At 50.7% G+C, this 25,881-nt stretch carries 21 protein-coding genes and 1 pseudogene; 19 read left to right on the forward strand and 3 right to left on the reverse strand.

All coding sequences use genetic code 11. The annotated features are described in order from the left end of the window. The first annotated feature begins 548 nt into the window (after positions 1-548). Complete coding sequence (locus DFP98_RS23400) at positions 549-2,141, forward strand: family 10 glycosylhydrolase (protein WP_116063044.1); 1,593 nt, start codon at positions 549-551, stop codon at positions 2,139-2,141. Positions 2,142-2,194: 53 nt separating this feature from the next. On the opposite strand, the gene DFP98_RS23405 is transcribed toward DFP98_RS23400, so the two are convergent. Continuing rightward, positions 2,195-3,040: an alpha/beta hydrolase gene (locus DFP98_RS23405; protein ID WP_116063045.1), complete on the reverse strand. Its 846-nt coding sequence runs from the start codon at positions 3,038-3,040 to the stop codon at positions 2,195-2,197. 187 nt (positions 3,041-3,227) lie between these two features. Between DFP98_RS23405 and msrA the strand changes: the two genes are divergently transcribed. Next, positions 3,228-4,205: a peptide-methionine (S)-S-oxide reductase MsrA gene (msrA, locus tag DFP98_RS23410; RefSeq protein WP_116063046.1), complete on the forward strand. Its 978-nt coding sequence runs from the start codon at positions 3,228-3,230 to the stop codon at positions 4,203-4,205. A 31-nt stretch (positions 4,206-4,236) separates the two neighbouring features. Here msrA and DFP98_RS23415 read toward each other — a convergent pair whose 3' ends face one another. Next, positions 4,237-5,136 carry a DNA-3-methyladenine glycosylase family protein gene (locus DFP98_RS23415; RefSeq protein ID WP_116063047.1) on the reverse strand — a complete coding sequence of 300 codons (900 nt, stop codon included), beginning with the start codon at positions 5,134-5,136 and terminating at the stop codon, positions 4,237-4,239. Between the two features lie 196 nt (positions 5,137-5,332). On the opposite strand from DFP98_RS23415, the gene DFP98_RS23420 reads away from it, so the two are divergent. From DFP98_RS23420 to DFP98_RS23440, 5 genes are all read left to right on the forward strand, one after another. Beyond that, positions 5,333-6,265, forward strand: a complete 933-nt coding sequence (locus DFP98_RS23420) for a manganese-dependent inorganic pyrophosphatase (protein WP_116063048.1) — start codon at positions 5,333-5,335, stop codon at positions 6,263-6,265. Between the two features lie 237 nt (positions 6,266-6,502). Continuing rightward, positions 6,503-7,498 (forward strand): LLM class flavin-dependent oxidoreductase, encoded by a 996-nt coding sequence (locus tag DFP98_RS23425; protein WP_116063172.1) that lies wholly within the window; start codon positions 6,503-6,505, stop codon positions 7,496-7,498. Beyond that, entirely contained in the window at positions 7,495-8,022 is a 528-nt protein-coding gene (locus tag DFP98_RS23430) for a 5' nucleotidase, NT5C type (RefSeq protein WP_116063049.1), read from the forward strand. Before DFP98_RS23425 ends, DFP98_RS23430 begins: the two co-directional genes overlap by 4 nt. Positions 8,023-8,252: 230 nt before the next feature. After that, on the forward strand, positions 8,253-9,761 hold the full coding sequence (locus DFP98_RS39825; RefSeq protein WP_116063050.1) for an L-fucose/L-arabinose isomerase family protein: 1,509 nt from the start codon (positions 8,253-8,255) through the stop codon (positions 9,759-9,761). 95 nt (positions 9,762-9,856) lie between these two features. Next, positions 9,857-10,345, forward strand: coding sequence for a cysteine hydrolase family protein (locus DFP98_RS23440; RefSeq protein WP_116063051.1), 489 nt, complete (start codon positions 9,857-9,859; stop codon positions 10,343-10,345). 120 nt (positions 10,346-10,465) lie between these two features. Here DFP98_RS23440 and DFP98_RS23445 read toward each other — a convergent pair whose 3' ends face one another. Further along, on the reverse strand, positions 10,466-12,013 hold the full coding sequence (locus DFP98_RS23445) for an MFS transporter (RefSeq protein ID WP_246016666.1): 1,548 nt from the start codon (positions 12,011-12,013) through the stop codon (positions 10,466-10,468). 194 nt (positions 12,014-12,207) lie between these two features. Here DFP98_RS23445 and DFP98_RS23450 point away from each other — a divergent pair, with 194 nt between their 5' ends. The 12 genes and pseudogenes from DFP98_RS23450 (at position 12,208) to DFP98_RS23505 (ending at position 25,817) form a co-directional block, all read left to right on the forward strand. Continuing rightward, the gene (locus tag DFP98_RS23450; RefSeq protein ID WP_116063052.1) at positions 12,208-12,765 is read left to right on the forward strand and encodes a TetR/AcrR family transcriptional regulator; all 558 of its coding nucleotides are present in this window, start codon (positions 12,208-12,210) and stop codon (positions 12,763-12,765) included. 24 nt (positions 12,766-12,789) lie between these two features. Next, complete coding sequence (locus DFP98_RS23455) at positions 12,790-13,179, forward strand: LSm family protein (RefSeq protein ID WP_116063053.1); 390 nt, start codon at positions 12,790-12,792, stop codon at positions 13,177-13,179. A gap of 1,355 nt (positions 13,180-14,534) precedes the next feature. Continuing rightward, a pseudogene (locus DFP98_RS39830) lies at positions 14,535-14,591 on the forward strand (undecaprenyl diphosphate synthase family protein); the annotation flags it as partial. Between the two features lie 502 nt (positions 14,592-15,093). Then, on the forward strand, positions 15,094-16,410 hold the full coding sequence (locus DFP98_RS23465; RefSeq protein WP_116063054.1) for an extracellular solute-binding protein: 1,317 nt from the start codon (positions 15,094-15,096) through the stop codon (positions 16,408-16,410). 73 nt (positions 16,411-16,483) lie between these two features. After that, complete coding sequence (locus DFP98_RS23470; RefSeq protein ID WP_116063055.1) at positions 16,484-17,368, forward strand: carbohydrate ABC transporter permease; 885 nt, start codon at positions 16,484-16,486, stop codon at positions 17,366-17,368. A gap of 1 nt (position 17,369) precedes the next feature. Beyond that, on the forward strand, positions 17,370-18,197 hold the full coding sequence (locus DFP98_RS23475) for a carbohydrate ABC transporter permease (RefSeq protein WP_116063056.1): 828 nt from the start codon (positions 17,370-17,372) through the stop codon (positions 18,195-18,197). A gap of 19 nt (positions 18,198-18,216) precedes the next feature. Further along, positions 18,217-20,046, forward strand: a complete 1,830-nt coding sequence (locus DFP98_RS23480) for a cache domain-containing sensor histidine kinase (RefSeq protein WP_116063057.1) — start codon at positions 18,217-18,219, stop codon at positions 20,044-20,046. Further along, positions 20,018-21,601 (forward strand): response regulator, encoded by a 1,584-nt coding sequence (locus tag DFP98_RS23485; protein WP_116063058.1) that lies wholly within the window; start codon positions 20,018-20,020, stop codon positions 21,599-21,601. The genes DFP98_RS23480 and DFP98_RS23485 overlap by 29 nt, the downstream gene beginning before the upstream one ends. Positions 21,602-21,611: 10 nt before the next feature. Continuing rightward, positions 21,612-21,962 carry a VOC family protein gene (locus tag DFP98_RS23490; protein ID WP_116063059.1) on the forward strand — a complete coding sequence of 117 codons (351 nt, stop codon included), beginning with the start codon at positions 21,612-21,614 and terminating at the stop codon, positions 21,960-21,962. Positions 21,963-22,098: 136 nt separating this feature from the next. Beyond that, positions 22,099-23,070 (forward strand): helix-turn-helix transcriptional regulator, encoded by a 972-nt coding sequence (locus DFP98_RS23495; RefSeq protein ID WP_116063060.1) that lies wholly within the window; start codon positions 22,099-22,101, stop codon positions 23,068-23,070. A gap of 203 nt (positions 23,071-23,273) precedes the next feature. Further along, positions 23,274-24,281 (forward strand): ABC transporter substrate-binding protein, encoded by a 1,008-nt coding sequence (locus DFP98_RS23500; RefSeq protein ID WP_181917894.1) that lies wholly within the window; start codon positions 23,274-23,276, stop codon positions 24,279-24,281. 147 nt (positions 24,282-24,428) lie between these two features. Further along, positions 24,429-25,817, forward strand: a complete 1,389-nt coding sequence (locus DFP98_RS23505) for an AraC family transcriptional regulator (protein WP_181917895.1) — start codon at positions 24,429-24,431, stop codon at positions 25,815-25,817. Positions 25,818-25,881: the final 64 nt, after the last annotated feature.

Raw genomic sequence — 25,881 nt, forward strand, 5'->3', positions numbered from 1 at the left:
CCTTTTTTGGAGAAATGATGGATAACGCGTCATTTCTACAATAAAGGAGCTTTAATGCGTTTGGCTACGAGAAAACAATCATAATATTCCTTATACAGGTAATTATGGAGATCGTTTTTTTCATGTTAGGTTTGATGCATGACTAGTGCAAAAAAGTGCCTTGACCCGACCCGACCCGGAGAATGGAGGCCAAAAAAGTGCCTCCACCTGACCCGAGCCCGGGGGCGGAGGCCAAAAAAGTGCCTTAATGCTCACCCAATGGCTGCGGTCGCTCATAGTTCGCCTAACCTGGCAACAGTGGGATGTATCTCCTGGAGGAGCCAGGCGTTTGCCTTTGGAAATCGTGAGATCTCGTTGTAACGAGTTTGCCCTTAAAGCAAGGGTGCTCATAAGTCGCTTATGAGTCGCTTATGTGACGGCCTCTTTGTCATGTTTTCCGCTCTAGCGGCCAATTCTTTTCCTTCACTAGCAACTCTATCCTTTCGAACGCGTCTAATAGGATACAATGTTCTATACGACATGAGTAAATTTTACCGGAGGATGGATTCATGCTTTTTCGTAATCGCCGCTATGCCTTGTTTTTGCTGTGCTTGTTCCTTCTCGTCCCGATCGCGGGGCACTCTGCTTCCGCGGAAGCGCCGCCGCAGATCGGCATTTACCTGGATGGGAAGAAGATCGTGACGGACGTTCCGCCGTTCATCACGGCGAAGACGAACGTGACGATGGTGCCGCTGAGCGTTATCAGCAAAAGCTGGGGAGCAAACGTCAGTTGGTCGCAAGCGACGAAAACGGCGACGATTCGGCACGAAGGTCTTGTCCTAGACATGACGATGGGCCAGAAGTTCGCGCTCGTTAACGGTCAACGTACGGACCTGGAGACGACCGTTCAAGTGGTGAGCGGACGCGTTATGGTGCCGCTTCGGTTCGTCGGCACGCAGCTGCAACTGCTCGTAACTTGGCAGCAGGCTACGCGGACGATTTTGCTCCAGTCTCAGGAAGGCGGAGAGGTCGGCCCCGGCCCCGGTCCTGGTCCCGGCTCCGGCAATAGCGAAACTCTGAGAGGCGCCTGGGTATCGACGGTGTACAATCTGGACTGGCCAACGGACAAATCTTACGGGAAACCGGAGCAGCAGAAGCAGGATTACATAAAGCTGTTGGACGATTTGCAGGCAATGGGGCTGAACGCCGCATTCGTGCAGGTGCGTCCGTCTGCAGACAGCTTCTATCCTTCCGCGCTTGTTCCGTGGTCGCGATATTTGTCGGGCAAGCAGGGAACCGATCCTGGCTATGATCCGCTGGCCTTCATGATCGAGGAGACGCACAAGCGGGGCATGGAATTCCATGCGTGGTTCAATCCGTTCCGCGCGACGGTCGACGAGAAGAAGGAGGGATTGGCTGCGAACCATATCGCGATAACCCATCCCGAGTGGGTCGTCCTATTTAATAAGAAGTATTACATCAATCCGGGCATCCCCGAGGCGAGGCAGCATATTATCGATGCGATTATGGAAGTCGTACGAGGCTACGATATCGACGGCGTTCATCTGGACGATTACTTCTACCCGTCCGGCTCGTTCCCCGACGATGCGACGTATGCGGCCTACAATACGGACTTGCTTAGCGCCAAAGCCGACTGGCGGCGCGATAACATTAACCGGTTCGTCAAGGAACTGGGCGAATCGATCCATCTGGTGAAGCCGCAGCTAAGCTACGGAATCAGCCCGTTCGGCGTCTGGCGCAACATTGCCGACGACCCGACCGGATCGGATACGAAAGCCGGCGTTACGACGTACGACAGCATGTACGCCGACGTTCGCACGTGGATTCAGCAGGGCTGGATCGATTACGTCGCTCCGCAGATCTATTGGAGCTTATCGTTCGAAGTTGCTCGCTACGACAAATTGGTCAACTGGTGGGCGAACGAAGTGAGAGGGACGAACGTCAAATTGCTGATAGGACACGCGCCTTACAAGTTGGGTACGAAAGAAGCCGGCTGGAGCACCGCTCAAGAGATTATCAACCAGTTGATCTACAATAAGAACGTCGTCGAGGTGCAAGGAGACATTTTCTTCAGCGCCAAAGATTTGCGAAGAAATCCGCTTGGACTCATTCCGCTTCTGCAACAATATTATCAACAGTAAGAAGTAAGAGGCTGCACGAGATCGATTAAGATCCCGATGCAGCCTCTTCTGTGTCATCCGCCCAATTGTCGAGCCAGCCATTGGCGAATGACGGTGAACACGTCCTCGCGTCGCGACTCGTTGTGCAGCTCGTGCTTGAAATCCGGCCATTCCCGCCAATCGACGCTCCTGCCGGCTTGACTTGCGAACGCTTTGCTCGCTTGGAGCGAGGTGACCTTGTCGTCGCCGCCGTGCATGAGCAGCAGCGGAACCTGCAGCATGTAGGCGTGGTTGAGCGCCCACAGTCCGGCCTTCTGCACGCCGAAGAAGAAGCGCGCCGTAATCTGCCCGTGTCCGAGCGGATCGTTCACGTACCGTTCGATCATCGCCGGATCGCTGGTCAGATGCTCCGCGACCATCGGGCGGTTATTCGTGTAGGACGGATATACCCGCTCGACGACTTTGCCCACGATCGCTTGCAGCGAAGGCGGCTTAAACGCCAGCTTCAGCCACGGTCCCGTCACGACTGCTCCGCGAATGGCCGGCTGCCGCCGCAGCAAATAATTAAGCGTGACATTGCCGCCCATGCTGTGACCGTACAGAAAGATCGGCAATGCCGGATATTTCCGCTGCGCCTCGTCCAGCAGCAGATCGACGCCCTCCAGCAGGGCTTCGTAGGTCGGCGCGTGGCCGCGCTTACCCTCCGTCTTCCCGTGACCTCTCTGATCGAATCCCAGCACGGCGTAGCCTTCTTCGTTCAGCATTTCCGCCAGATGAGCGTAGCGGCCCATATGTTCGCCCATGCCGTGGACGAGACCGACGACCGCCCGGGGGCTGCCGTTAGTAGTATCCGGACTCCACTCGTATGCGTGCATACGAGTCTGATCCTTGCACCGCCATTCCATGATGTTCATGCCCATCCGCCTTGCCTCCTCCTTTAGAGAAGTTTTTTCCATCTAGGGGTTGTTCTTATACGTTAATCATATCCGAAATCGAGCGAATCGGCGAGAGAATTACACCTCAGGCGGAAGGATTGGAATCGCGCATCGATATTGATTACAATAGAGACAGAACCTAAGCGACAGAAGGAACGGGAGGAGTATCAACATGGAAAATAACGCGCAATCGCAGCTCCATAAAGCGACTTTCGCCGGCGGGTGCTTCTGGTGCATGGTGACGCCGTTCGAGGAGCTGCCGGGTATTCACGGCATCGTATCCGGTTATACAGGCGGGCATGTCGCCAATCCCACCTATGAAGAAGTATGCTCCGAGACGACCGGACATACTGAGGCGGTGCAAATTACATTCGACCCGGGCCTGTTCCCGTATCGTAAACTTCTCGACATCTATTGGCGTTCGGTCGATCCGACCGATGCGGAAGGGCAGTTTCACGACCGGGGCTCGTCCTACCGTCCGGCAATTTTCTATCACGACGAGCAGCAGCGGGAGGAGGCCGAAGCGTCCAAAGAGGAGCTGCGGCGCAGCGGGCGCTTCGACAAGCCGATCGCGGTCTCCATCGAACCGGCGGTCGAATTCTATGCAGCGGAGGAGTACCATCAGGATTACCATACGAAGAATCCGCTCAGATACAAGTACTATCGCCACGGATCGGGCCGCGACGCGTTTCTTGAGCAGCACTGGAATACGGCGAAGGATAAGGAGGAGCTGCACAAGGAATTGCGTCAACGGCTTACGCCAATGCAGTTCGAGGTGACCCAGAACAGTGCAACCGAGCCGCCGTTTCGCAACGAGTACTACAACAATGCGGAGCAGGGGATTTACGTCGACATCGTGTCCGGGGAGCCGCTGTTTAGCTCTCGCGATCAGTTTGACGCAGGCTGCGGCTGGCCGAGCTTCTCCAGGCCGCTGCACGGAGGCAGCATTCAGGAACGTCAGGACTTTACCCACGGCATGTACCGCATCGAGGTGCGCAGCCGGGAAGCCGATTCTCATCTCGGCCATCTGTTCGACGACGGACCGATGCCGGGCGGACATCGCTACTGCATCAACTCCGCTTCCTTGCGTTTTATTCCGAAGGAGCGGATGGAGGAAGAAGGCTACGGCAGCTACTTGTCGGAGCTGTAAGCCGGCGCCGGGCAGCCGACGTCGTGCCGCATTAGTAGAGCACTCGCCATAAATAGAACGTCGTATAGGCTTCCCAGCCCTGCCAGCCGACCGCCAGCTCTTTAATCCGGGCGACGGTCGGCTTTTGTTCCATCTGCAGTACCGATTTGATTGCATTGTGCAGGCCGACGTCGTCAATCGGAAAAGCGGACGGGTAGCGCAAGCATCTCATCAGCACATAGTTGGCCGTCCAAGGACCGATCCCGCGAATCGCGACCAATCTTTTTTCCGCGGAGCGGATATCGCTTTCCAGCAGTATGGCTCTGCCGAGCTCTCCGCTGGCTATGAGACGCGCGACGCCGATCAGATACTCTGCTTTCTTTGTTGTCATTTTTAACTCCGTAATATCATTGACGTTCAGTTCGGCAATATCCCGAGGCTCCGGAAACAACCAGCAGTCGACGTCCCCGCGCCTCACCTGCCGCCCGAATGTCTCGACGAACCGACGCTTGAGCGTGTATGCGAATGCCAAATTGATCTGCTGCCCGATAATGCCCCAGCAGAGGGCCTCGAACAGGTCGGGAATGCCCATGTTGCGCAGGCCGTAAAGCCTGGGGACGACGTCGCGCAAAATCGGATCGCGGCTCGACATCGCGTAAAAAGCGGAAAGATCGTTGTCGAGATCAAACCATTCTCTCGTATAGGCGACGACCTCTTGCGCGATTTCGTCGTTCCACGGCTCCTCGTCCAGCGGACGAAGAAGCAGGCAGCCGGGCTCCGCGTCGACCTCGAAGAAAACGGCTCGAGAGCCGGCGGGAATCGCCTTGTACAGCCTGCCGTCGCGGATGCGATACAAGCTCTCGTCGGGAGAGCGGGACAAGTAATCGAGATTAACGGAAAAGTCGAATTCGGCGGGAACGGGGATGCGAATCGGGCCATTTATTTGGTTCATAGGCGGTTCTCCTGACTCTAAAAATTCAAGTAATTTAGTTGTACCATAAAACGGATCCCCGCGGCTTACGATATGTTGCGGTTATATTAAAGCAATGAAAGGTAATTCTATCGGAATAGAGCGGGGTTTATCTTGATTCCGATGCTGCTTTTGCGGTATACTTTTCTCGCCAATATCATAGATGAGGAGCAAGAAAATGAGCAAAGTATTGATTTTCGGTCACAAAAATCCGGATACGGATACGATTTGTTCTGCCATTGCTTATGCGGATTTGAAAACTCAGCTCGGCGAAGAGGTCGAAGCGGTTCGTCTGGGCGCCGTCAGCGGGGAAACCCAGTATGCGCTGGACAAATTCGGCTTTGAAGCGCCGCGGCTTGTTGAGACGGTTGCGGGCGAAGCCAAAGGCGTTATTCTCGTCGACCATAACGAACGTCAGCAAAGCGCCGCCGACATCGATCAAGTGACGGTGCTTGAGGTCATCGACCACCACCGGATCGCCAATTTCGAGACGAGCGCTCCTCTTTACTACCGCGCAGAGCCGGTAGGCTGCACCGCGACGATTCTGCTCAAGCTGTACAAGGAGAACGGCAAAACCGTTCCCGCCAACATTGCCGGCCTGATGCTGTCTGCAATCATCTCCGATTCCTTGTTGTTCAAATCCCCGACCTGCACCGCGCAGGACGTTGCCGCTGCCAAGGAATTGGCCGCGATTGCCGGCGTAGACGCGGACAGCTACGGCCTTGATATGCTGAAAGCCGGAGCCGATCTGAGCGACAAGACAATCTCACAGCTTATTTCTCTGGATGCCAAAGAATTCCAGATGGGCCAAGCAAAAGTCGAAATCGCCCAAGTGAACGCGGTTGACGTTAACGACGTTCTGTCCAAGCAAGCCGAGCTGGAGGACGCGCTGACAGGCATCATCAACGAGAAGGGGCTCGACCTGTTCTTGTTCGTTGTCACCGACATTCTGAACAACGATTCCGTTGGCCTTGCCCTCGGCAAAGCGGCTGACGCGGTTGAAGAGGCTTATAGCGTCAAGATCGAGAACAATCGCGCATTTTTGAAGGGCGTCGTTTCCCGCAAATCGCAGATCGTTCCCGTACTGACCGATATTTTTAACAAGCGCTAACGGTTGCTTAAGGGAGCTGTCCCATAACAGAGCGAATCCGGATTATCGATAATAGTAGGGGTATGTATCTCCTGGATGGAGGTACATACCCCCTTTAACCATTATGTTCGATAATTAACTTGATTGGCTTACAATTTCTCATCCGGGATGTATACAATACGCCTAGAGGTTCTCTGCCAAGGATGGCGGGGCCGCTTAGGTTGGATGTCCAACATAGAAGCATGGAGGCTTCGAAACATCATGAAACTTAGCGTACTCGAACATTCTCACGTGAATGAAGGCAGATCCGTGAGGGATGCGTTGGACGAGACGGTAGCGCTGGCGAGGGAGACGGAGAAGCTCGGATATTATCGCTTCTGGGTGTCCGAGCATCACGGAAGCGCGGCGTTGGCCTCTTCGAGCCCGGAAATTCTGATGGCGCACATCGCATCGCATACGAAGACGATTCGGATTGGCTCGGGCGGCATTATGCTGCCGCACTACAGCGCCTACAAGGTGGCGGAGAACTTCAGACTGCTGGAGGCTTTGTATCCGGGCCGGATCGATATGGGCTTGGGGCGCGCTCCCGGAGGAACGCCGATCGCAACTAGAGCGCTCCAGGAGCACAAAAGGTACGAAGTTGACCCGTATCCGCAGCAGATCGTCGATCTGTACCACTATTTGCGGGACGACAATCCGGCCAATCACCGGTTTTCCGGGCTGCGGGCGTTCCCGGAGACGGAGGGCATGCCCGAGCTGTGGCTGCTCGGCTCCAGCGACGGCACCGCCAAAATCGCGGCGCAGCTCGGCACGCCGTATGCGTTTGCTCAGTTTTTCGGCGCTGCCGGAGACGAGCCGCTTCAGCACTACAATTCGTATTTTCAGCCCTCGTCCTACTGCGCTCAGCCTAAGGCGCTGGCCGCTGTCATGGCGGTGTGCGCCGACACGGAAGAGGAAGCGCGGCAGCTTGCGCGGAGCAACGAGCTGTTCTTCCTTAAGTTGTTTGCGGGACAGGAGCTTCGCTCCATGCCTTCCGTTAAGACGGCTTCGGACTACCCTTATTCGCTTGCCGAGCAGCAAATGCTCGACCAGATGCGGACTCGCCGTTTTATCGGCACGCCCGGACAAGTAAAAGAAGCGCTCAAGCGTTACGCGGACCGCCTGCATCTAGACGAATTGATGATCGTCTCGCACATTCACGATTTTGAGAAGCGAGTGCGCTCCTACAGATATATAGCGGAGGCCTTTCAATGAAAAGAATTGCAATCGATATGGACGAAGTGATGGCGGACTTCATCGCGAAGTATCTGCTTCATTACAATAGGGACTTTAACGACAATGTCACACACGAACGGCTGCATGGAATGCATCTCAGACAGCTGAACCCGGAACTGGAGAGCCATCTTCGGAAGTGCTTGGACGATCCTTCGTTTTTCGGGGATTTGCCCGTTATGCCGAACAGCCAGGAAGTCGTTCGCGAGCTGAGCGAGCGTTACGAAATCTTCATTACAACGGCCGCTATGGAGGTTCCCGCCTCCTTCGCCGCCAAGTACAACTGGCTCAAAGAGCATTTCCCGTTCCTGAACGAAATGAACTTCGTATTTTGCGGCGACAAAAGCATCATCGACGCCGATTATTTGATCGACGACAACAGCCGTCACTTCAAGCGCTTCAAGGGGCAGGGTCTTCTGTACACCGCTTCGCACAACGTGCATGAAACCGGGTTCGTTCGGGTGAACAACTGGCTGGAAGTCAGGGAGTATTTCGCAGGGATTTAAGTTGCATAGAAATGTTGAATAGCAGCAATCCCGAAAGTAGGGGGCTGTCTCATAAGCAGGGTTGCATGATTATCTTTCAGAGCAACTTGGTTGGCTTATGGGACAGTCCTCTTTACTCGTTGTGCAAGAATCTATGATTTTCTACCAAGATTGTTGGATGCCTTCGACATGAAAAGTAATTACAATCGAAGTATAGCATTCCTAATCCATACAATCGACGAGGTGGTAAAATGACGATGCATACCCCGATTAAGCCTGCTCGCAAAGCAAGGATCGGATTATACAGCGTTGGGCTTCAAGCCTATTGGGAGCAGTTTCCGGGTCTAAGAGAACGGCTGATCGAATACGGCGTTTTTATCGAGAAAAAAATGGCGCAATGGGCGGAGGTGTTCAATTACGGTCTCGTCGATACGGAGGCGGAAGGTCGGAAAGCGGGCGAGTGGCTGAACGCGAACAACGTCGACTTGGTGTTCTGTCATGCGGCGACTTATTCGACGAGCTCAACGGTGCTCCCGGTCCATCAGGCGTGCAAAACGCCGGTTGTGTTTCTTAACCTGCAGCCGACCGAACGGATTGATTATGAGCGGACAACAACGGGAGAATGGCTTGCCCACTGCGGCGCGTGCCCGGTGCCGGAATTCGCGAACGTGTTCAATCGCGCCCGAATGCCGTTCCGAGTCTTGAACGGCCTGCTGGGATTGGACTACACCCCGGCGATTTCTTTGACGAACGAGAAGACGAACGACAGACCGGAAGCGATCCGGGCATGGCGGGAAATCGAAGAATGGATTCGTGCCGCTTCCGTACCTCGCACGCTAAAAACGAGCCGATTCGGTTTCCTTGGCAACACGTACAGCGGCATGCTGGATATGTATAGCGATTTTACGATGATTCAAGCGCAGACCGGACTGCACGTCGAAGTTGTGGAAATGTGCGATCTTGACCGGATGATGAAGGGCGTGACCCCTCAGGAGGTCAAGCAGAAGCTCGAAGAGGTTCGCGATATGTTCCAGATTAGCGGGGACTCCCCGTCAGACCCGATCGCGCGCAAGCCCACCGATGAGCAGCTCGAATGGTCGTGCAGAGTGGCCGCAGCGCAAGAAAGGCTCGTTCGCGAGTACGATTTGGACGCGCTCAGCTATTATTACCATGGCGCGCCCGGCGGGGAATACGAGAAGCTGCAGGGCGGCTTTATCGTCGGACATTCCTTGCTCACGGCTCGGGGCATCCCTTGCTCGGGCGAAGGCGATCTGAAGACGGCGCTCGCGATGAAAATATGCGACATTCTCGGTACTGGAGGCAGCTTTTGCGAAGTCGTCGTTACGGATTACGTCGATGGGACGATATTGCTGGGGCATGACGGGCCGTTCCATATTGCTATTTCTGCGGGCAAACCGGTGCTTAGGGGCATGGGGCTCTATCACGGCAAGCAAGGTACGGGCGTATCCGTCGAGGCGAAGGTGAAAACGGGACCGATTACAACGCTGAACGTTACGCAGACCGGGGACGGGAAGCTAAAGCTGATCATCAGCGAAGCGGAATCGACCGACGGTCCGATCATGCGCATCGGCAACACGCAGACGCCGGTGAAGTTTAAGATGCATCCGGACGACTATATGGCCAAGTGGTTCGCGGAAGCGCCGACACATCATTGTGCGATGTCGATCGGGCATAACGGCTCATTGTTCGCCAAAGTCGGAGAGCTGATGGAGATGAATTGCGTTACGATAGACGGCTAAACTTATCACGTAGCGGCATAGGAAGCGCATTATCTCTTATGGTACAATGACCTTAGCCTGGAAAAAGTAACTTCATGACTAAGGGAGCGGCTAAGATGAAAATCGGTTTTCTGGTGATTGATATGCAAGCTGTTCACTTGCAGGGCGTAGAAGCGCAAATGATAAATAATGCATGCGAACATATCAATTATGTAGCGGATCTGCTTCGCTCTAACGACCATCCCGTCATACACGTACAAGATATTGAAGGAATCACAGAAGCGAACAGAGGGGAATTCGATACGATATCGGAAATTCAAATCAAGGATACGGATTTGATTCTGACTAAAGAGTATTCAAATTCCTTTTGGAAGACCGAGCTTGAACAGATTTTAAGAGATCGCGGAGTTGAAGTTTTAATCATTGCCGGCAACGCTGCAGAACATTGCGTCTTGTTTACCTATAACGGAGCTCGTGAAAGAGGATTCAACACCGTGATTTTGCAGAATGGAATATTAAGCAAATATCAGGATGTCATAACAGCAACGTACAGAGACCGAAATCTCATCTCGCATCCGGTAATCAAGTATATGACCAATAAGTGACTGGACCGGTAGTTCGAGAAGATCGCAAAAGGAGGAGAAGTCGCCGCAGGGCGCTTCCCTCCTTCTTAAACTATTGATAAATGATTGGCAGATTTACAAAAAGATATTAACATTGAATGCTCAGTGAGACTGAGATTTTGTAATATCAAGAGTTCTGGGCACTAGCACGTACACTACGACAGCTACAGCCATCATAATGATGCCGCCGATCAAACCGGCCATCGCCAGGGAGTCATTGAAGGCGGATACAGCTGCTGCAGCAAGCTCGGCAACGCCAAGCTGAGCCGAAACCTCAAGCGCGCCTACCACCGATTCCTTGGCCAATTCCGCCAATGGTCCTGCAATGCCTTGGTTAATAAATGTCTCGATGTTCAAGTGATTACGATAAAGCTGCGCAGCTATGCTGCCTAAAATAGCGATGCCCAATACGCCTCCGAGATCGTACATGGATTCCTCAATGGCAGCAGCATTGCCGGATTTTTCTTGGGGTGCGCTTAACATGATAATTGCCGAAGCAATGGCTAGTGAACTCGAACCGGCGCCGATCAAAAGCAAAGATGCTGCTAATGCCGGGTAGCCGAGCGGGTGTCCGAAGAAAAACATAATCAGGAATCCGACTCCTGCAATCGCCAATCCTCCGGCAAGAACCGTTCGGGCGCCGATTCGAGCCGCTAGCATCGGAGCAAGCGGAGCAATGAACAACGAGCCAAGAGCCATGGGAAGCAGATAAACGCCAGCCTTAAACGGCGAAAGTCCCTCGACAACCTGAAGCCACTGAACGACCAATAGCAACAGGGCATTCATAGCAAACATGGAGATCAGCGTTGCGATCGTTCCTGCCGTGAACGCGTTATTTTGGAAAAGCCGAACGTCAAGCAACGGATCGGAACTCCTGAGGCAGCGGATCACAAACCCTACGAGCATGAGGATAGCGAAAGCGAAAACCATCCAAGAAGCGACGTCATTCAATCCCTCCTTAGCCAACTCCTTAATGCTCCAAACCAACGCAACCATACCCGCCATTGATAATCCGGTAGCGAATATATCCCAGCGCGCCGTATTTGCATTGCGTGCTTCGGGCAGTAGGAACACTCCGGCGAGCACAGCTAACAATGCAAACGGCACATTAATTAAAAACGTGGATTGCCAAGAAAAGTATTCGAGCAGCGCGCCTCCGACGATGGGTCCGATGATCGCACCGGCCGCCGAAACGGCGGACCATACGGCAAGCGCTGTTGCCCGTTCTTTGGGATCCTGGAAAATGGTTCGAATCATCGAAAGCGTAGTCGGCATGATCATGGCTCCGGCGGCTCCAAGAACTGCGCGAAGTGCGATAACCTGTTCGGAGCTATCAACCATAGTGACCAGCATAGAAATCAGACCGAATAGGGCAAAACCGGTTAACAAAACCTTTTTTCGTCCCCACCGATCGGCTAGAGCACTCATGGGAATAAGCATGCCCGCCAAAATCAGCGAATAAATATCGACAATCCACAGCTGCTGAACCGATGTCGTGCCTAGGTCCTTCACCAGGTCGGGCAGGGCCATAATCAAAATCGTCATATCCATCATAACTACGAGCAAACTAACGGATAGCACGGTTAATGCCGTCCAGCGTTGTTTGGGCGTCATGTTTTCCGCCGAAATAGCGAATGATGATTTAAGCATAGTTTCTCTCCTTTTTATCTAAGTTGCTCATGGTCAGACGAAGCTTGCATTTTGTCTGGATTATAGACCGACCGTACGGTCTATTGGAATTCTAACATAAGAATTTACATATTTCCAGTATTGTTACTCACTATGAACCCCTAATAAACTTGTAGTATACTTGCGATAAATGCGAAAGAGCAGGAGGTGGAAAAGTGAGAGAACGTATGCTGGAGGTGGCGAGAGATCTATTTGTTAAAAATGGATATAACGCCACGACGACTGCAGACATTGTTAAACGTTCGGGCAGCAGTAAAGGCACGCTATATTATCACTTTGAGACGAAAGAGAACTTATTCCTGGAGATTCTTAATAGAGAAGAAGATGGATGGCTGCAAGTATGGAGAGACGAAGAAAAGAAATGTTCGAACAACACGGAAAAGTTTCACCGTTTCAACGAACTTTCGGCAATAACCGATTTCTACTATCCGCTGCAAATGGCCATGATCGAGTTTTATTCCAAAGACCATGAGTCTAAGCTCGTTCAAGAGAAAATTGATGAATTGGACCAGCGCTATATTAACCAATATTACGAAATATTTAAAGCCGGGAATGAAGCGGGCGAGTGGAATCTTGAGGATATCGAAACAACGAGCCAAATTGCGGCAGCCACAGTAACGGGCCTCATACTATTCACCTTTAAGGCGGATAAAAACAAAAGGAAAGAGCTTTTTGCACGCTTTTCCCATACTTTCCTAAAGGGTTTGCTGTGAGTAGGAATTCAGGAGGCAGAGATAATGAATCTTAATCCTTATATTGGACAATACATAAGAGTCGTTACCCAAGATCAGGAATGGTTTGTCGGCGAACTGCTTACAGCTGCACCGCATGGTAACGACAATAATATTGAATTTGAGTTTAATATCATTTCTTCTAGTAAAGACAGAAATATGCGTTTAGGGAAACTTACTGAAAAGAATAGAGACCTTAAGAAAAACACAGGAATTCATATTGTGAAATCCAGCGAGATATTAGAAATTGAGGAATTAGATCCTAGGGTACAACAAGGCATAAAACTGACATTAAACAATGTACCGGACATCGCGGATGCCTATCGTTCTATGAGCATAGACACTCTTCCGAACAAAATCGAATTTGTCAAATTAGAAGAGCCTGACAAATCGTAATTCGGATAACGTCTGCAATGAATATTAAGTTCGAACTTCCGGGAGGAAGGATTGAGCTTTTTGAATCGTTGATCCTTGAAACGAGAGTAGATACAAAATGAACGGTTTAGTAGGAACCCGTTGGATTTTTCGGATGTCGATCGGGCCGGGATTAAGTATTATTTGAAATATCAGGGATTTTGCGGTGGGGGGAGTCGTGAATTGGGAAACTTTAAGGAGTCATTTTGCGGATCAAGGGGTACTTTTCGAAACAATTGAAGCGCATTCTGACAATGGCAGAAGAATGGTTGATCGAATAGCGTATTAATAAATATGATAAAAGCAAAGACGCTTTAAATGAATACAAATTAATTCATAAGACAGAACCTAAACGGGAACTTTATATTACTTATACAAGTAAGGTTGAGCTAGAAATTATAAAATGTAAGTGGCTAGGAGTTGGGCATGAATACAGCAATTGAACTTTCATCATTAGAAAAAGGATTCTCGGAGAATAATAAGAGAAGGGGGAGAGTTAATTGTATGTAACCCAAATTTCAGGTTGTCTATCTCTCATCTACCCTGGATTAGGTCATCTTTATCTGAAGAATTATCGTAAAGCAACAATTTATGCAGTAATTCCATTCCTATTTATATTGACTTACATCCTTTCCCCTTTTATTGCTTTATGGAATGCTCCCCTTCTATGGAGAGTTCTACATCTTTTTATTACTATTTATTGGTTATCTGTTTTTATCAAAACAGTGAGATATTCCAGGTTTTCAGACTTGAAAATATCTTTTTTGGTTCAAACAAAGTTAAAGATACGTTCTATTTGGTTTACATTTTTGGTTTTAATAATAGCATTAGTCGCACTTCCTTTTTATGTATATATGGGTTGCATAATATTCGGATCTATTATTTATTAGGATGTCAAACGCAGGAAAATGGCTCAATATAACACGGTGGGCAGGCTCCGAATGTAGCAAATAAAAATCTAGTTCTATCTCCGATGGTTGGGTGAAACAAAGGAACAAATTAATTGAGATGGGTGTTCCGTTCGATTACTAGGGGGAATTACCAATTTGAATAAAATTCCATTTTTTTCAAGTATCAGAGCTGCTGCCGCGATCGTTTTAGGTCGATAAGCAACCGAGCTTGTTGAATGGATTGACAAACACGGAAAGGCCTATAAGCAAAATCAAGAGAATCAATTTGAAAGGGATTTCGGTGATGACAATTGACTTGGCCAATCCTCTTTTGTAATTGATGTAGAATTCTCATTGAAGGAATTCAACAATGTCTATTTTAGAAGAATTGATCCGAACACGATTACTTTGGAGTTATTTGAGAGTTATTTATACACTAAGGGATAACCAGCTCCGGATCTTATTATTAGAACAAGCGGAAAGCATAGGCTTAGCAATTTTTAGCTGTGGCAGTTTTATGGCTACTCATGATCCGCAAAGGTTCCTATTTATTGGATAATGAGATTTTATGGCGGATCTATTGCACACATGAGTTTACGCTGGGAAGTTAGTCGGAAAATCGTACAACGCGGCTCGAATCAGGCTTAAACGATGGACTTTTGTTCGAAGAATCGTACAAAGCAGCTCGGTTCAAGCTCCAACGACGAACGTTTGTAGGAAAAACCGTATAAATCAACCAAGATCAAGGCAACCTTATGGCCTGATTTCACCGAGGAATTATTAATAGAAGCGGTTAGTGAATATAAGATGCGCAAATCGAGAAGAGAGTGACCATTAAGCACGTGTGGCGGTTATATCGATGAGACAGCGGATCCGATGAATCATCCCCCGATGGCCCAAATAAGAGAAATTTAGCCCCCATATACGTGAAATGGATGTCTATGAGCCAATTTCATTCCTCCGTATAATGAGCTTGTAGATAAAAATTTCCATGGGAGGTTATCTGATGAAGAATGTTAAAGCGCTATCACTCGCTGCGATTATGGCGATGACGGCAGTTGCGGCAGGCTGTGGCTCAGACAAGGGTTCAGGGTCGGGCGATTCGAAAGGCAAGGATGTAAAATTGTCCCTCCGTCATACGAACGTAAGGGATACGTCCAAGGCTACGCAGGATATTCTGCTCAAAGCGGTCAAAGCGGCGGAAACGGCGATTCCCGGACTGAAGTTTGAGCTGGACGGAGTAGAGGATACGGTTAACCGCGATACGAAGCTGAAAGCCGAGATGGCTGCCGGCAACCCGCCGAAAATCTTCGATCTCTTCGGTGGAGCCGATACGCAAAATTACTCCAAAGCCGGCCACTTGCTGGATTTGACCCCGATTCTCGCCGAATTGGGCTTGTCGGATAAGTTCCTTGATCTGGGCGAGTTTACGATTGACGGAAAAGTATACGGACTTCCAAGATCCGGCTATATCGAAGGCGTTTTCTATAACAAAACGATGTTCGCCGATGCGGGCGTTACGCCACCGACGACGTGGGATGAATTCATGGCGGTGTGCGAAGCTTTGAAAGCGAAGGGTATGGTGCCGGTTGCGGCGGGTACGGGCGGACCGGACGGATGGGTCGTGAACATGATCGCCAACTCGCTGTTCGTGCGCGAAGCGGGCATGGAAGTTCAAGAAGGCTTCGTCAAAGGCTCGCACAAATGGACGGACGCCGCGGTCGTGAACGCCTTCAAGAAGCTTGAAGATCTGAAAACGAAGGGCTATCTCGATTCGAGCGCATTGGCGTTGAAATACGCAGAGGGACAAGCGAAGTTTTACCAAGGCGGAGCCGCGATGCTCATGGACGGCAGCTGGGCCATCAACGCTTTCGAGGATGCGGAGAAATCCAAGATTGCCGGAAATGTCGGGTTCTTTAACTTCCCGCAAGTGGGCGGACCGGGCGACGGCTACATCAACGGCGGATTCTCTAACGGCTACGGATTTTCCAGTCATGTGAACGAGGACGAGTTAAAGGGAGTTAAAGAGTTCATCAAACAATTTTACACGGAAGCGTTGCAAAAAGAAGCCTTGTTGACCTCCAACGATTTCCCAGCCATGAAAATCGCGGATACGAGCGGCACGACGGGCGTTATTAACGAGGTTCTATCCGTCTCCAAGGACGCGAAAGGCATATTCCCGGCATTCGATTCCATCGTTCAGCCGAAAGTTAAAGTGACGCTGGAAACGACGATGCAAGAGCTGATCGGCGGCAAAACGACTCCGGAGAAGGCAGCGGAGAAAATGCAAAAGGTACAGGACGAAGCTAACGCGGAAAAATAAAGCTGACCGGAGAAGAGGTCGGGCACCTCGCATTCGCGGGTGCCCGATTTTCACCTAGATGGAGGTAAACTTTATGAACAAAGTACTCAGAAACCCGCTGGCTTATGCCCTGTTCATACTGCCCGCGCTTATTATGTATATTGCCATTTACATTTTGCCGCTGTTCAGTTCCTTGAGGAACTCTTTTACAAGCTGGAATGGCATTAACGAAGCAACCTTTAACGGCTTGGACAATTTCAGAACGGCGTTTTCGGACGAGCGGTTTTGGATCGCATTTAAGAATAACATTACGTTTGTATTGTTCTCCTCCTTCGTGCAGGTGCCGATTATCATCTTCATCTCGATTGTCATTAGCGGCGTCAGGAAGTTTTTGAATTTCTACAAGACGACCGTATTTCTGCCCAGCATTCTTTCGACGGCCGTGATCGGGACGTTATGGCAGTTCATCTATCATCCGGACGTCGGATTGATCAACCAGCTTCTCCGCGCGGTCGGTTTGGAAAGCTGGACGCATGCCTGGCTTGGTGAGGAAGGAACGGCGTTTCTGGCGATTTTGATCACCAACTCGTGGCAGTGGTTCGGATTTTATATCGTGCTTTTGCTGTCTGCGATTTTCGCCGTGCCGCGCGAACTGCTCGAATCGGCCGAAATGGACGGAGCTGTCGGCTTCAAGAAGTCCTGGTACATTACCATTCCGATGATTCGGCCCGTTATTCTGGTCATTTTGCTGCTCTCGATTACCGGCGCGATGAATGCGCTCGACATCGTCTTGATTATGACGTATGGGGAACCGTTCGGAAGCTCCGAGGTTATGGGAACCTATTTATACAAACAAGCTTACAAGTTTAACGAATTTGGCTACGCCAGTGCCATTTCCATTATCATTTTCGTATTTACCGTATTAGTCACGCTCATTTTTCAGCAGATCGCGAAACGGACAGAGGAGGTAGAGCAATAAGATGAACGTCAAGCTGAGCAAAGGAATCCCTCATCTGTTTCTGTTCGCTTATGTTTTTATCGTTTTGTATCCGCTATTTTTCCTGCTAAACACTTCATTCAAAAAGAATCTACAGATCGATAGCGATCCATGGGGGCTGCCTGAGCCGTTTACGCTTAACAACTACACCTACTCACTATCCAATAGCAAAATCGGAATCTACTTCTCCAACAGTTTATTTATCAGTATCGTATCTACACTCGCGACATTGGGGCTGTCCATCTGTATCGCATATGCGATCACGCGCATGAAGTATCCATTTCTTAGCAAGTATGTCTATGCTATACTCTTGTTATCCCTACTGATTCCTTCGCCGTCTTTGTTGATTCCACTCTATCGAATGGTGAACTGGCTGGGCATCTACAATACGCCGTTAGGCTTGATTATTCCGTACACGACGTTCGGAATACCGCTCACGGTATTCGTCATTTCCGCTTTTCTGAAATCGGTCCCAAAGGAGCTGGAAGAGGCGGGAGTGATGGAGGGGCTGTCCGTTTACGGGCTGCTGGGCAGAATTATTTTGCCGCTGACGCTTCCTACGCTTGTAACCGTATTCATCCTGAATTATTTAGGGAACTGGAACGAATACGTGCTTGCCAACCTGTTTTTGTCCAACGATAATTTACGTACGCTGCCGGTGGCGGTCGTCTCCTTCTTTAACAAATACAATACGAATTACGGCGCGTTATGCTCGTCCGTCATGATTAGCATTACGCCGATTATTCTGATCTACAGCGTGCTTCAGAAGAAAATTATCGAAGGGGTAATGGCCGGCAGCGTTAAAGGATAGTCACGGGGGAGTATGGTGAATGAGCCTATACAAGAAGATACTCGTCGCATTTTTAATTCTCATCATATTTCCTTTATTAATTTTAGGCTGGATCAGTTATACGCTGTCGCAAAACTTAATCGAATCCAAATTTAATGAGCAAACAGAGCTAACGATGAAATCGGTCGCGAGAAATATTCGCAATATCATCAGCGAGGCGAACTATTTCTCCGATTATTACTCGATTATGAAGCCCGAAATTAGTCGGGTATTCAAAGAGCTGAACACGTATCGTGACAATGGCAAAAAAATGCCGGATTACGAGTCGGAAATACGCAGCAGCCTGCTTTCCTATTCTCCGATCGTATCGGCGGCGCTGTATGCGAAGTCGGGCATTGTAGCTACCGCGACGAATAGCAGCAGCACGTTTATCTCTTATGAACAATTAATGGGCAGCTCCGTTTTCCAGGAAGTGAAAGAGCTCAACGGCATTCCGAAATGGATCGGACCCAAGGAGCACCAAGAGCTGCAACTGAACGACAACTACTTTTATCAAATTCGGGTCATTCGCGAGCTGTACAGTACGGAGGAAATCGGAATCTCGATTGCCCAGCTGCAATTGAAGGAATTGGAAAATACCTTTCAGTTGGATACCCCTAATCGGCTGCAAAACCATCGATTAATGATCATGAACAAGAACGGCCTTGTTATTTTCGACAATCGCAATCAGGAGTTGCTCGGCCATCAATTTCTTACCGAAATCTCCGAACAAGTGGAGCTGAATCGGCCGTTTTCCAGCGAATCGGTCATCTTCCAGGACGAGAAGAATATGGTGAGTTTCTATCCGTTGCAGCTTAAGGATTTGGGAGCAAGCGATTGGATTCTTGTCTCCATTACGCCTTGGCGGTATGTGGCGGGACAAATGCAGACGATAATGATCTGGATTGCGGCCTTGTTAAGCTTAATTCTCAGTCTCGCTTTGATTTTCAATTTTGTGTTCGTCAATCGAATCATTCATTTCCTGCTGCGGGTCGTCAACTCGATGAAGCGCGTTGAGCGCGGGGAGTTGAGCACTCGCGTTCACGTGAAAGGCAAGGATGAGACGACGATTCTGGCACGCGGCTTCAACAGTCTGGTCGGGCGCATTACGGATTTGCTCGAAGAGGTCAAGCTGCAGCAGAATCGTAAAAACAAAGCGGAGCTTATGCTGCTTCAGGCGCAAATCAAGCCGCATTTTCTGTTCAACACGCTGGAGTCGATCAACGTTCTTGCCGTTCAGAATCAGGGCGACAAAATCAGTCAAATGGTGTATCAGCTTGGAAATATGCTGCGGATTAGCATGTACGACAAAGAGGAAATTCGAATCAGAGACGAACTGGAGCACTTGCAGAGCTATTTGGAAATTCAGGAATTCCGTTTCGAGGACAGCTTCCGGTATGAGATCGACGTCCCTGAGCATCTCTTGGAATACTCCATTCAGAAGCTGACGCTGCAGCCGTTCGTCGAAAACTGCATTCAGCACGGCTTCGAGGGAATAGAGTATATCGGCTTGATTCGCATTTACGCGGAGGAGGAACGAGACGGTATCGCTTTCTACATCGCGGACAACGGGATCGGCCTATCGAACGAACAGCTTGCCCGGTTTCACTACAGCCTGGAAACCGACCGCTCCTTCGACAGCCGCGACGCGATCCGCGGAGAAAGAAGGGGGCTGGGGTTGGGTAACGTGGCGGATCGCATTCGCATCGGCTACGGCAAAGATTACGGCGTCTATATTTGCAGCCATCCCGATTCCGGGACGACCATTAAATGTGTGATTCCTAAATATAGGGGTGAGTGGGGTGCATTTAACCGCGCTGCTGGTGGATGATGAACCGAATATTTTGCGCAACTTGAAAAATATCATTCCTTGGGAATCGATGGGGATCAACCAGATTCGTCTGGCGAAAAATGGACAGCAAGCTTTGGACATCGCAAGGCAGCTAAGTCCGGATATTGTTTTTAGCGACATTCGTATGCCGATGATGGACGGGATCACCTTCCTTGAGCACCTTCGCGAGTTTAACGCCTATGCCGAAGTGATGGTCATCACCGGGTACCAGGATTTCGAATATGCGCGTTCCTTGTTAAAGTTCGGCGTCAGCGACTACATTATCAAACCCGTTAACTACAAAGAGCTGATCAAGCAGACGGAAAAAATCGCTCTGAAAATCCGCGCCAAAAAACTTGAGCAAATGATGCAAAAGAAACAATGGGGCAAAGTGGTCACGCTCGCTTACGAGAAAATTTTATATGATCTCATCATGGATTACACGGCGGTGAACACCAAGTATCAGCTATTGGAAGAGGCGCTCGACTTAGAAGAGTATGCGTATACCTTCATGCTTATCGATTCGGACAATTATTCACAGAAATCGTTAAGCTGGAACGAACAGGAGCGCAAGCTGTGGAACTTCGCCATTCGCAACGTGCTCCAGGACGCGCTGGCCGCTTACGGCTTAAAATATGTCGTCCTGCAGCTGCGCGAAGGCGAATGGTGCGCGATCATCGAGCAGGACAAACGCAAGCCCGGAATTGACATCGTCGAGGCGAGAAAATGGACCGAATCGATGCAAACCGAAGTGAGCAACCATCTTCATCTAAAGGTCAGCATCGTGGTTTATCCGAACTCTGTGGCTGTAAGCGAGCTTTCGCGGGTGTACAAGAAGCTGCAGCATACGCTCCAGCTCAGTCCCGGCAAGGAAGAAGAAGCGCTGCTCATCTATAATCCTGTAGCCAATCAGAACGACTCCTTGTGGAATTCGATTGAGAAGATGATCGTGGGACTCAAGATGTTGGATAAAACGGCAACGGAAGACGCCTTTCATAAATTGACCGCACAGCTGGCCGCCGTCTCGGAGCAAGCGTTCATGCCTGCCGAACAGATCTTGCATTTCGTCGTCCTGCACCTGCTGCGGGAGATGCGGGAAATATATATGATCACGATCCATCAAGAGGAAGCAGTATGGAAAAGGATGGATAGGAAGCTGGGCGTTCAGGGCATTATTGCGCTTATTCAAGAGCTCATCGAGAGCAGCATTAACTCGGCACTGAAGAAAAAGAACAGCGAAGTGCTGATGCAGGCGGCACAGGACTATATTTCCCGCAATCTAGGCTCTTGCTTTGGAGTTGAGGAGATCTCGGGCCATTTGGAGATCAGCTGCAGCTATTTCAGCTTGCTGTTCAAGCAGCATTACGGGGAAACCTTCATCGAATATTTGTCGAAGCAGCGAATCGAAACGGCCCAGTCCATGTTGCTTACCAGCGACAAGAGCATCACCGAAATCGGAGCGGCCGTCGGTTACGTGAATCGGCGCTATTTTACGAAGGTTTTTCAGAAGTATACGGGCGAGATTCCTTCGGAATATCGCGAGAAACGGAGGTAGAGCAGCAACAATGAAGGTTAAACGAATCGTAGCAAATATTAACACGCAGCGGATAGAGGCGGCGCGAAGCTTCTATGAAGAAGCGCTTGGTTTGGAATTGCTGATGGATCATGGCTGGATCGCGACGTACGGCTCGGAAGAGAACATGACTGTGCAGATCAGCTTTGCGTCAGAGGGCGGATCGCAGACGGAGACGCCCGATCTGTCGATCGAGGTCGATGACGTGGACGAGGCGTTAGAACGAATGCGGAGAGCCGGTTTTCCGATCGAGTACGGGCCGGCCGACGAACCATGGGGCGTGCGTCGGTTCTACGTGCGCGATCCATTTAACAAGCTCGTCAACATTCTGGCTCATCGCTAAGCTGGTTAAGAAACAAAAAGAGCGGCCGACGCACCACTGCGGGTCGCTCTTTTTGCGCTGCGAACAGAGAGGCGGAAATATGATAAGATAAAAATGATAATCATTATCAAATAGCTAAAATACATCGAGGTTACCTATGCAGAGCTCAAATTTTCATCATAATTTTCATCTCTTTTTCGACGGACTCGGATTGCCCCCGCAAAGCGGGAACGGGCCCGAGCATATGACCCTTGGTCCACAGATTGGAGGAGGGGGGATCCGGAGATTCATTCCTCGCCCAGATCTCGAAGTCGTGCTGTCCGAACTCAGATTTACTAGAGACTTTACGTTGCCGATAGAGACCAAGACGCCTATGGTGGAAATTCATTACGGATTGCAAGGCTCAAGACAGGTTCGCATTGAGAATAGGCAGTACGAGTTTGTTCCGGACATGTGTTCGCTGCAGCTGATCCGGGAAGCGAAGACGCGATTCGAGTTCGGCGGCAATCAGTCTTATTTGATGTTGGCAATCGGGCTCCCCGTTGCGTCCTTCCATCACTTCATGGAAGACCTGTCCGGAACGAGGAAAGTCGATTTTTTCTCGCTACTTGGCCGTAAGCCTTTTCGACTTTTTCAGGAGGCGATCGATCCCGCGGCAACCATCGTCCTGAACCGATTGCGTCAAGCGTTGCAGACACCCGGTACAAGGAAGCTTGAGGTGGAGTGCTGCGCGCTGGAGCTTCTGTTGTCTTCGTTTCAGTCGTTCCTGATCGGCGAGAAGCCTTTGAAGCTATCAGCAAGAGATACGCCGAAAATTAGGCAGGCGCGCGACATCATCATGGAACGAATGGCCGATCCGCCGTCCTTGGTCCAGCTGTCGAGAATGGTCGGCTTGAACGACTTTAAGTTAAAAATCGGATTTAATGAAATGTACGGAACGACCGTATACGGATACTTGCGGGAAAAACGGCTGGAGAAAGCTCTGCTGCTGCTGCAGCAAGGCGAGCTGAATGTCAACGAAACCTCGCTTGCGATAGGCTATTCCAATCCCAGTTATTTCTCGGAAGCGTTCCGGGCGAAATATGGAGTGAATCCCGGAAGTCTCAATCGACGCTCCGGCCTGAAATAAAGCCGATCTGGTCGAGTTGTACCGCCGTAAACCGGCCATTCACCCGAGTTGACCGTTTTCTAGTCGAATAACCTCCCTGCAACCGCGAAATTATTCCGCGCAGTGGTAGAGCCGCAGAAAGCCATGCGGTATGATCAACCTCAGTGATAATGAATCTCATTTTCACAAAAGGTTGCGTAACGACAAGGGAGGAAACAAAGTTTATGAGTGGTTTGAAAAAAGCGGTAGGGGTATGCGCATGCTTGTTGTCCATGGTACTGATATTCGGTTGTGCGGCTCAGAATAAAACAGCCGAGAACGGCGGAGGAGCGTCGCCTTCTGCGACAGTCGGCGGAGCTTCAGGTACGAAGGAGGCCGAAGAGCAGACGCGAACAGTGAAAGACGCCAAAGGGGAAGAGGTTGTGATCCCCGCCAATCCGCAGCGTATCGCCGATATATCCGGTTCCACGGAGGAGCTTCTGGTGCTCGGTTTCCAGCCCGTTCTGACGGGAAATACCGATATGGGCAACCCGACCGAGGTGACGCCGATTCTGAAGCAGAAGCTGCAGGATGGCGTAAGCATAGCGGGATGGTTTCAGACGGAAGTGAACGTGGAGGCGATTTTGCAAGCGAAGCCGGATTTAATATTGGCCGGTCCGACGCAGGACGGCATCTACGAGCAATTGACGAAAATCGCGCCAACCGTTAGAATTCCGTACGGCTTTAACGCCTTCCGCGAACGCTTTGCGTTCGTTGCCCAGATGCTCGGCAAAACCGGGGACATGGAAGCCTGGATGACGGAATACGAAGCTCAAGCCCAGGAAGGACACGACCGAATTACGGCTGTTACGAAGGACGAGACGTTCGCAGTGGTCGAGGCGACGGCGAAGGAGGTTCGCATCTATTCGCGTACCGGTATTGCCGATCTTGTCTATCACGATCTCAAGCTGCCGCAGGCCCCCGGAGTTCCCGAGCCGGACGCTTGGGGAGGCAAAGTGACTTCGTTGGAAGGCTTTATCGATCTCGATCCCGATCACCTCATTCTGCTCGCCGACGGCAGCGACAACATATTGGAGCAGAGCGGCTTCTGGAGCAAGCTGCAAGCGGTGAAAGCGGGCAATGTATATCGGATGACGAGTCTCCAGAATTACAATGAAGCGTTCTTCGCACTTGGGAAAAAGGCCATGATCGCACAGCTGGTCGACGACATTGTCAAACACGCGAATTCCTAGAAAAGCAGCGCGAAGACGAAATCGGTTGACGGTGAGAATGATTATCATTAAAATAATCCCAATGGACGTTACAGACCGAGAATGCGGGAACGGCGTTGTAACGCCGATTTGTCCGAGTTTGGCGGCAAACGAAGAGAGGGACGGAAATTGGGAGCAGCTGTGGACGGAATTGCCGGGGAATTTACCCGCGTTCCGATAACGATATACGGAGTACATCTGTTGATTTTGCAAGCCGGCACGGTGACGAAGGAGCATAAAGAGCGGCCGACGCAGCATTGCGGGCTGCTCTTTACGCTGCGCGGACAAGCGGGAATCCGGATCGATGACGCTTATTACGAGATGAAGCCGGGGAAAATGGTTCATTGCGCATACGGACGGATGCTGGAAATCAGGGTGGATGCCGAGGAATTCGAAGGTGTGCTTATTCAATATTTGCCGGATGAGGGGACGGGTGCGCTGGCCGGCTTGCGCTGCATGTCGGTCCCTTTCGAATTGGAGCCGGGAGCGGACGAGGAGCTGTTCGAATTGCTGCGTAAGCTGTGCTTGATATCCAGGCAGCCGGTTCCGACGACTGCGTTGAAGATTGGCGAGATAACGCAGCGCGTCATGAACCGGACGTTCCGACTATCGCGGCTCGAACCGAAGAACCCAAGCGAAGTCAGGGACGATAGACGTCGGCGAGGGGATGTCACGATCGATGCGCTGGCCGACCTGTTTAACAAAACGGCGTTTGTGGTGGAGGACGTCATGCGTATGTCCATACCGCCCGGCCAACAGCTTGAGCGTTACCGTCTGCCGAAATGCGGCTTTCTGTTCGCCGTACGGGGAGAGGCAAGAATGTCGTTTCCGGAGCGGGACTACCGATTGGAGCCGGGAGTGCTCTGTCATGGCTCCGATGGGGAGCGCATGAGCCTTGTTCCGGTCGGTGCGGAGAGCTTCGAATACTATGTCGTTCATTATCGTTTCTGCGAGCGGCATGAAGCGGTAGAGGAAGAATTGCCCGGTCACTTTACGCTGCGTCCCGGTCCCCAGCCTCGTTTGATCGAACTACTCGAGCGATTGCATTACACTGCGGTGATGCCGGGCAAGCTGACGAGCTTCCGGAAGAAGGAACTGTTCCTGGCCATACTCGGCGAAACCTTCGCAGCTTGCCAGTCCGTTCGGTATGGCCCGGATCAACTGGAAGCGATCGAACGCGCGATCGGCTACATTCACGTTCACTATGCCGAGCCGTTAACGCTTGAGGAACTGGCCCGCTTGCAGGGGATGAGCGTCAGGCAATTTTCGTATCTGTTTCACAAAAATATCGGAATTCGGCCAATCGATTACGTGATTCAATATCGCATCGGCCGCGCGAAGGAAATATTGGCGATGAGCCGGAAGCCGATCGGGGAAATCGCCGCGCAGGTCGGATACGACGATCCGCAATATTTCAGCCGCATCTTCAAACGTCACACGGGGCTGTCTCCAAGAGAAGCGCGTATGATGACGCAACCGGAGACCGGCGTAAATAATCATCCATCTTTTATTGAATAATCGTGTACTCCTTTCGACAACAAACTTTGTTACACTTCTAGTGAGAATGAATCTCATTTTCTTT

Source organism: Cohnella phaseoli (assembly GCF_003386235.1).
In the GTDB taxonomy this organism is placed as follows: Bacteria; Bacillota; Bacilli; order Paenibacillales; family Paenibacillaceae; genus Cohnella; species Cohnella phaseoli.

Coding starts and splice junctions, on each gene's coding strand:
- DFP98_RS23400 (WP_116063044.1), top strand. CDS start 549: ATGCTTTTTCGTAATCGCCGCTATGCCTTGTTTTTGCTGTGCTTGTTC.
- DFP98_RS23405 (WP_116063045.1), bottom strand. CDS start 3,040: ATGGGCATGAACATCATGGAATGGCGGTGCAAGGATCAGACTCGTATG.
- msrA (WP_116063046.1), top strand. CDS start 3,228: ATGGAAAATAACGCGCAATCGCAGCTCCATAAAGCGACTTTCGCCGGC.
- DFP98_RS23415 (WP_116063047.1), bottom strand. CDS start 5,136: ATGAACCAAATAAATGGCCCGATTCGCATCCCCGTTCCCGCCGAATTC.
- DFP98_RS23420 (WP_116063048.1), top strand. CDS start 5,333: ATGAGCAAAGTATTGATTTTCGGTCACAAAAATCCGGATACGGATACG.
- DFP98_RS23430 (WP_116063049.1), top strand. CDS start 7,495: ATGAAAAGAATTGCAATCGATATGGACGAAGTGATGGCGGACTTCATC.
- DFP98_RS39825 (WP_116063050.1), top strand. CDS start 8,253: ATGACGATGCATACCCCGATTAAGCCTGCTCGCAAAGCAAGGATCGGA.
- DFP98_RS23440 (WP_116063051.1), top strand. CDS start 9,857: ATGAAAATCGGTTTTCTGGTGATTGATATGCAAGCTGTTCACTTGCAG.
- DFP98_RS23445 (WP_246016666.1), bottom strand. CDS start 12,013: ATGCTTAAATCATCATTCGCTATTTCGGCGGAAAACATGACGCCCAAA.
- DFP98_RS23455 (WP_116063053.1), top strand. CDS start 12,790: ATGAATCTTAATCCTTATATTGGACAATACATAAGAGTCGTTACCCAA.
- DFP98_RS23465 (WP_116063054.1), top strand. CDS start 15,094: ATGAAGAATGTTAAAGCGCTATCACTCGCTGCGATTATGGCGATGACG.
- DFP98_RS23470 (WP_116063055.1), top strand. CDS start 16,484: ATGAACAAAGTACTCAGAAACCCGCTGGCTTATGCCCTGTTCATACTG.
- DFP98_RS23475 (WP_116063056.1), top strand. CDS start 17,370: ATGAACGTCAAGCTGAGCAAAGGAATCCCTCATCTGTTTCTGTTCGCT.
- DFP98_RS23480 (WP_116063057.1), top strand. CDS start 18,217: ATGAGCCTATACAAGAAGATACTCGTCGCATTTTTAATTCTCATCATA.
- DFP98_RS23490 (WP_116063059.1), top strand. CDS start 21,612: ATGAAGGTTAAACGAATCGTAGCAAATATTAACACGCAGCGGATAGAG.
- DFP98_RS23495 (WP_116063060.1), top strand. CDS start 22,099: ATGCAGAGCTCAAATTTTCATCATAATTTTCATCTCTTTTTCGACGGA.
- DFP98_RS23500 (WP_181917894.1), top strand. CDS start 23,274: ATGAGTGGTTTGAAAAAAGCGGTAGGGGTATGCGCATGCTTGTTGTCC.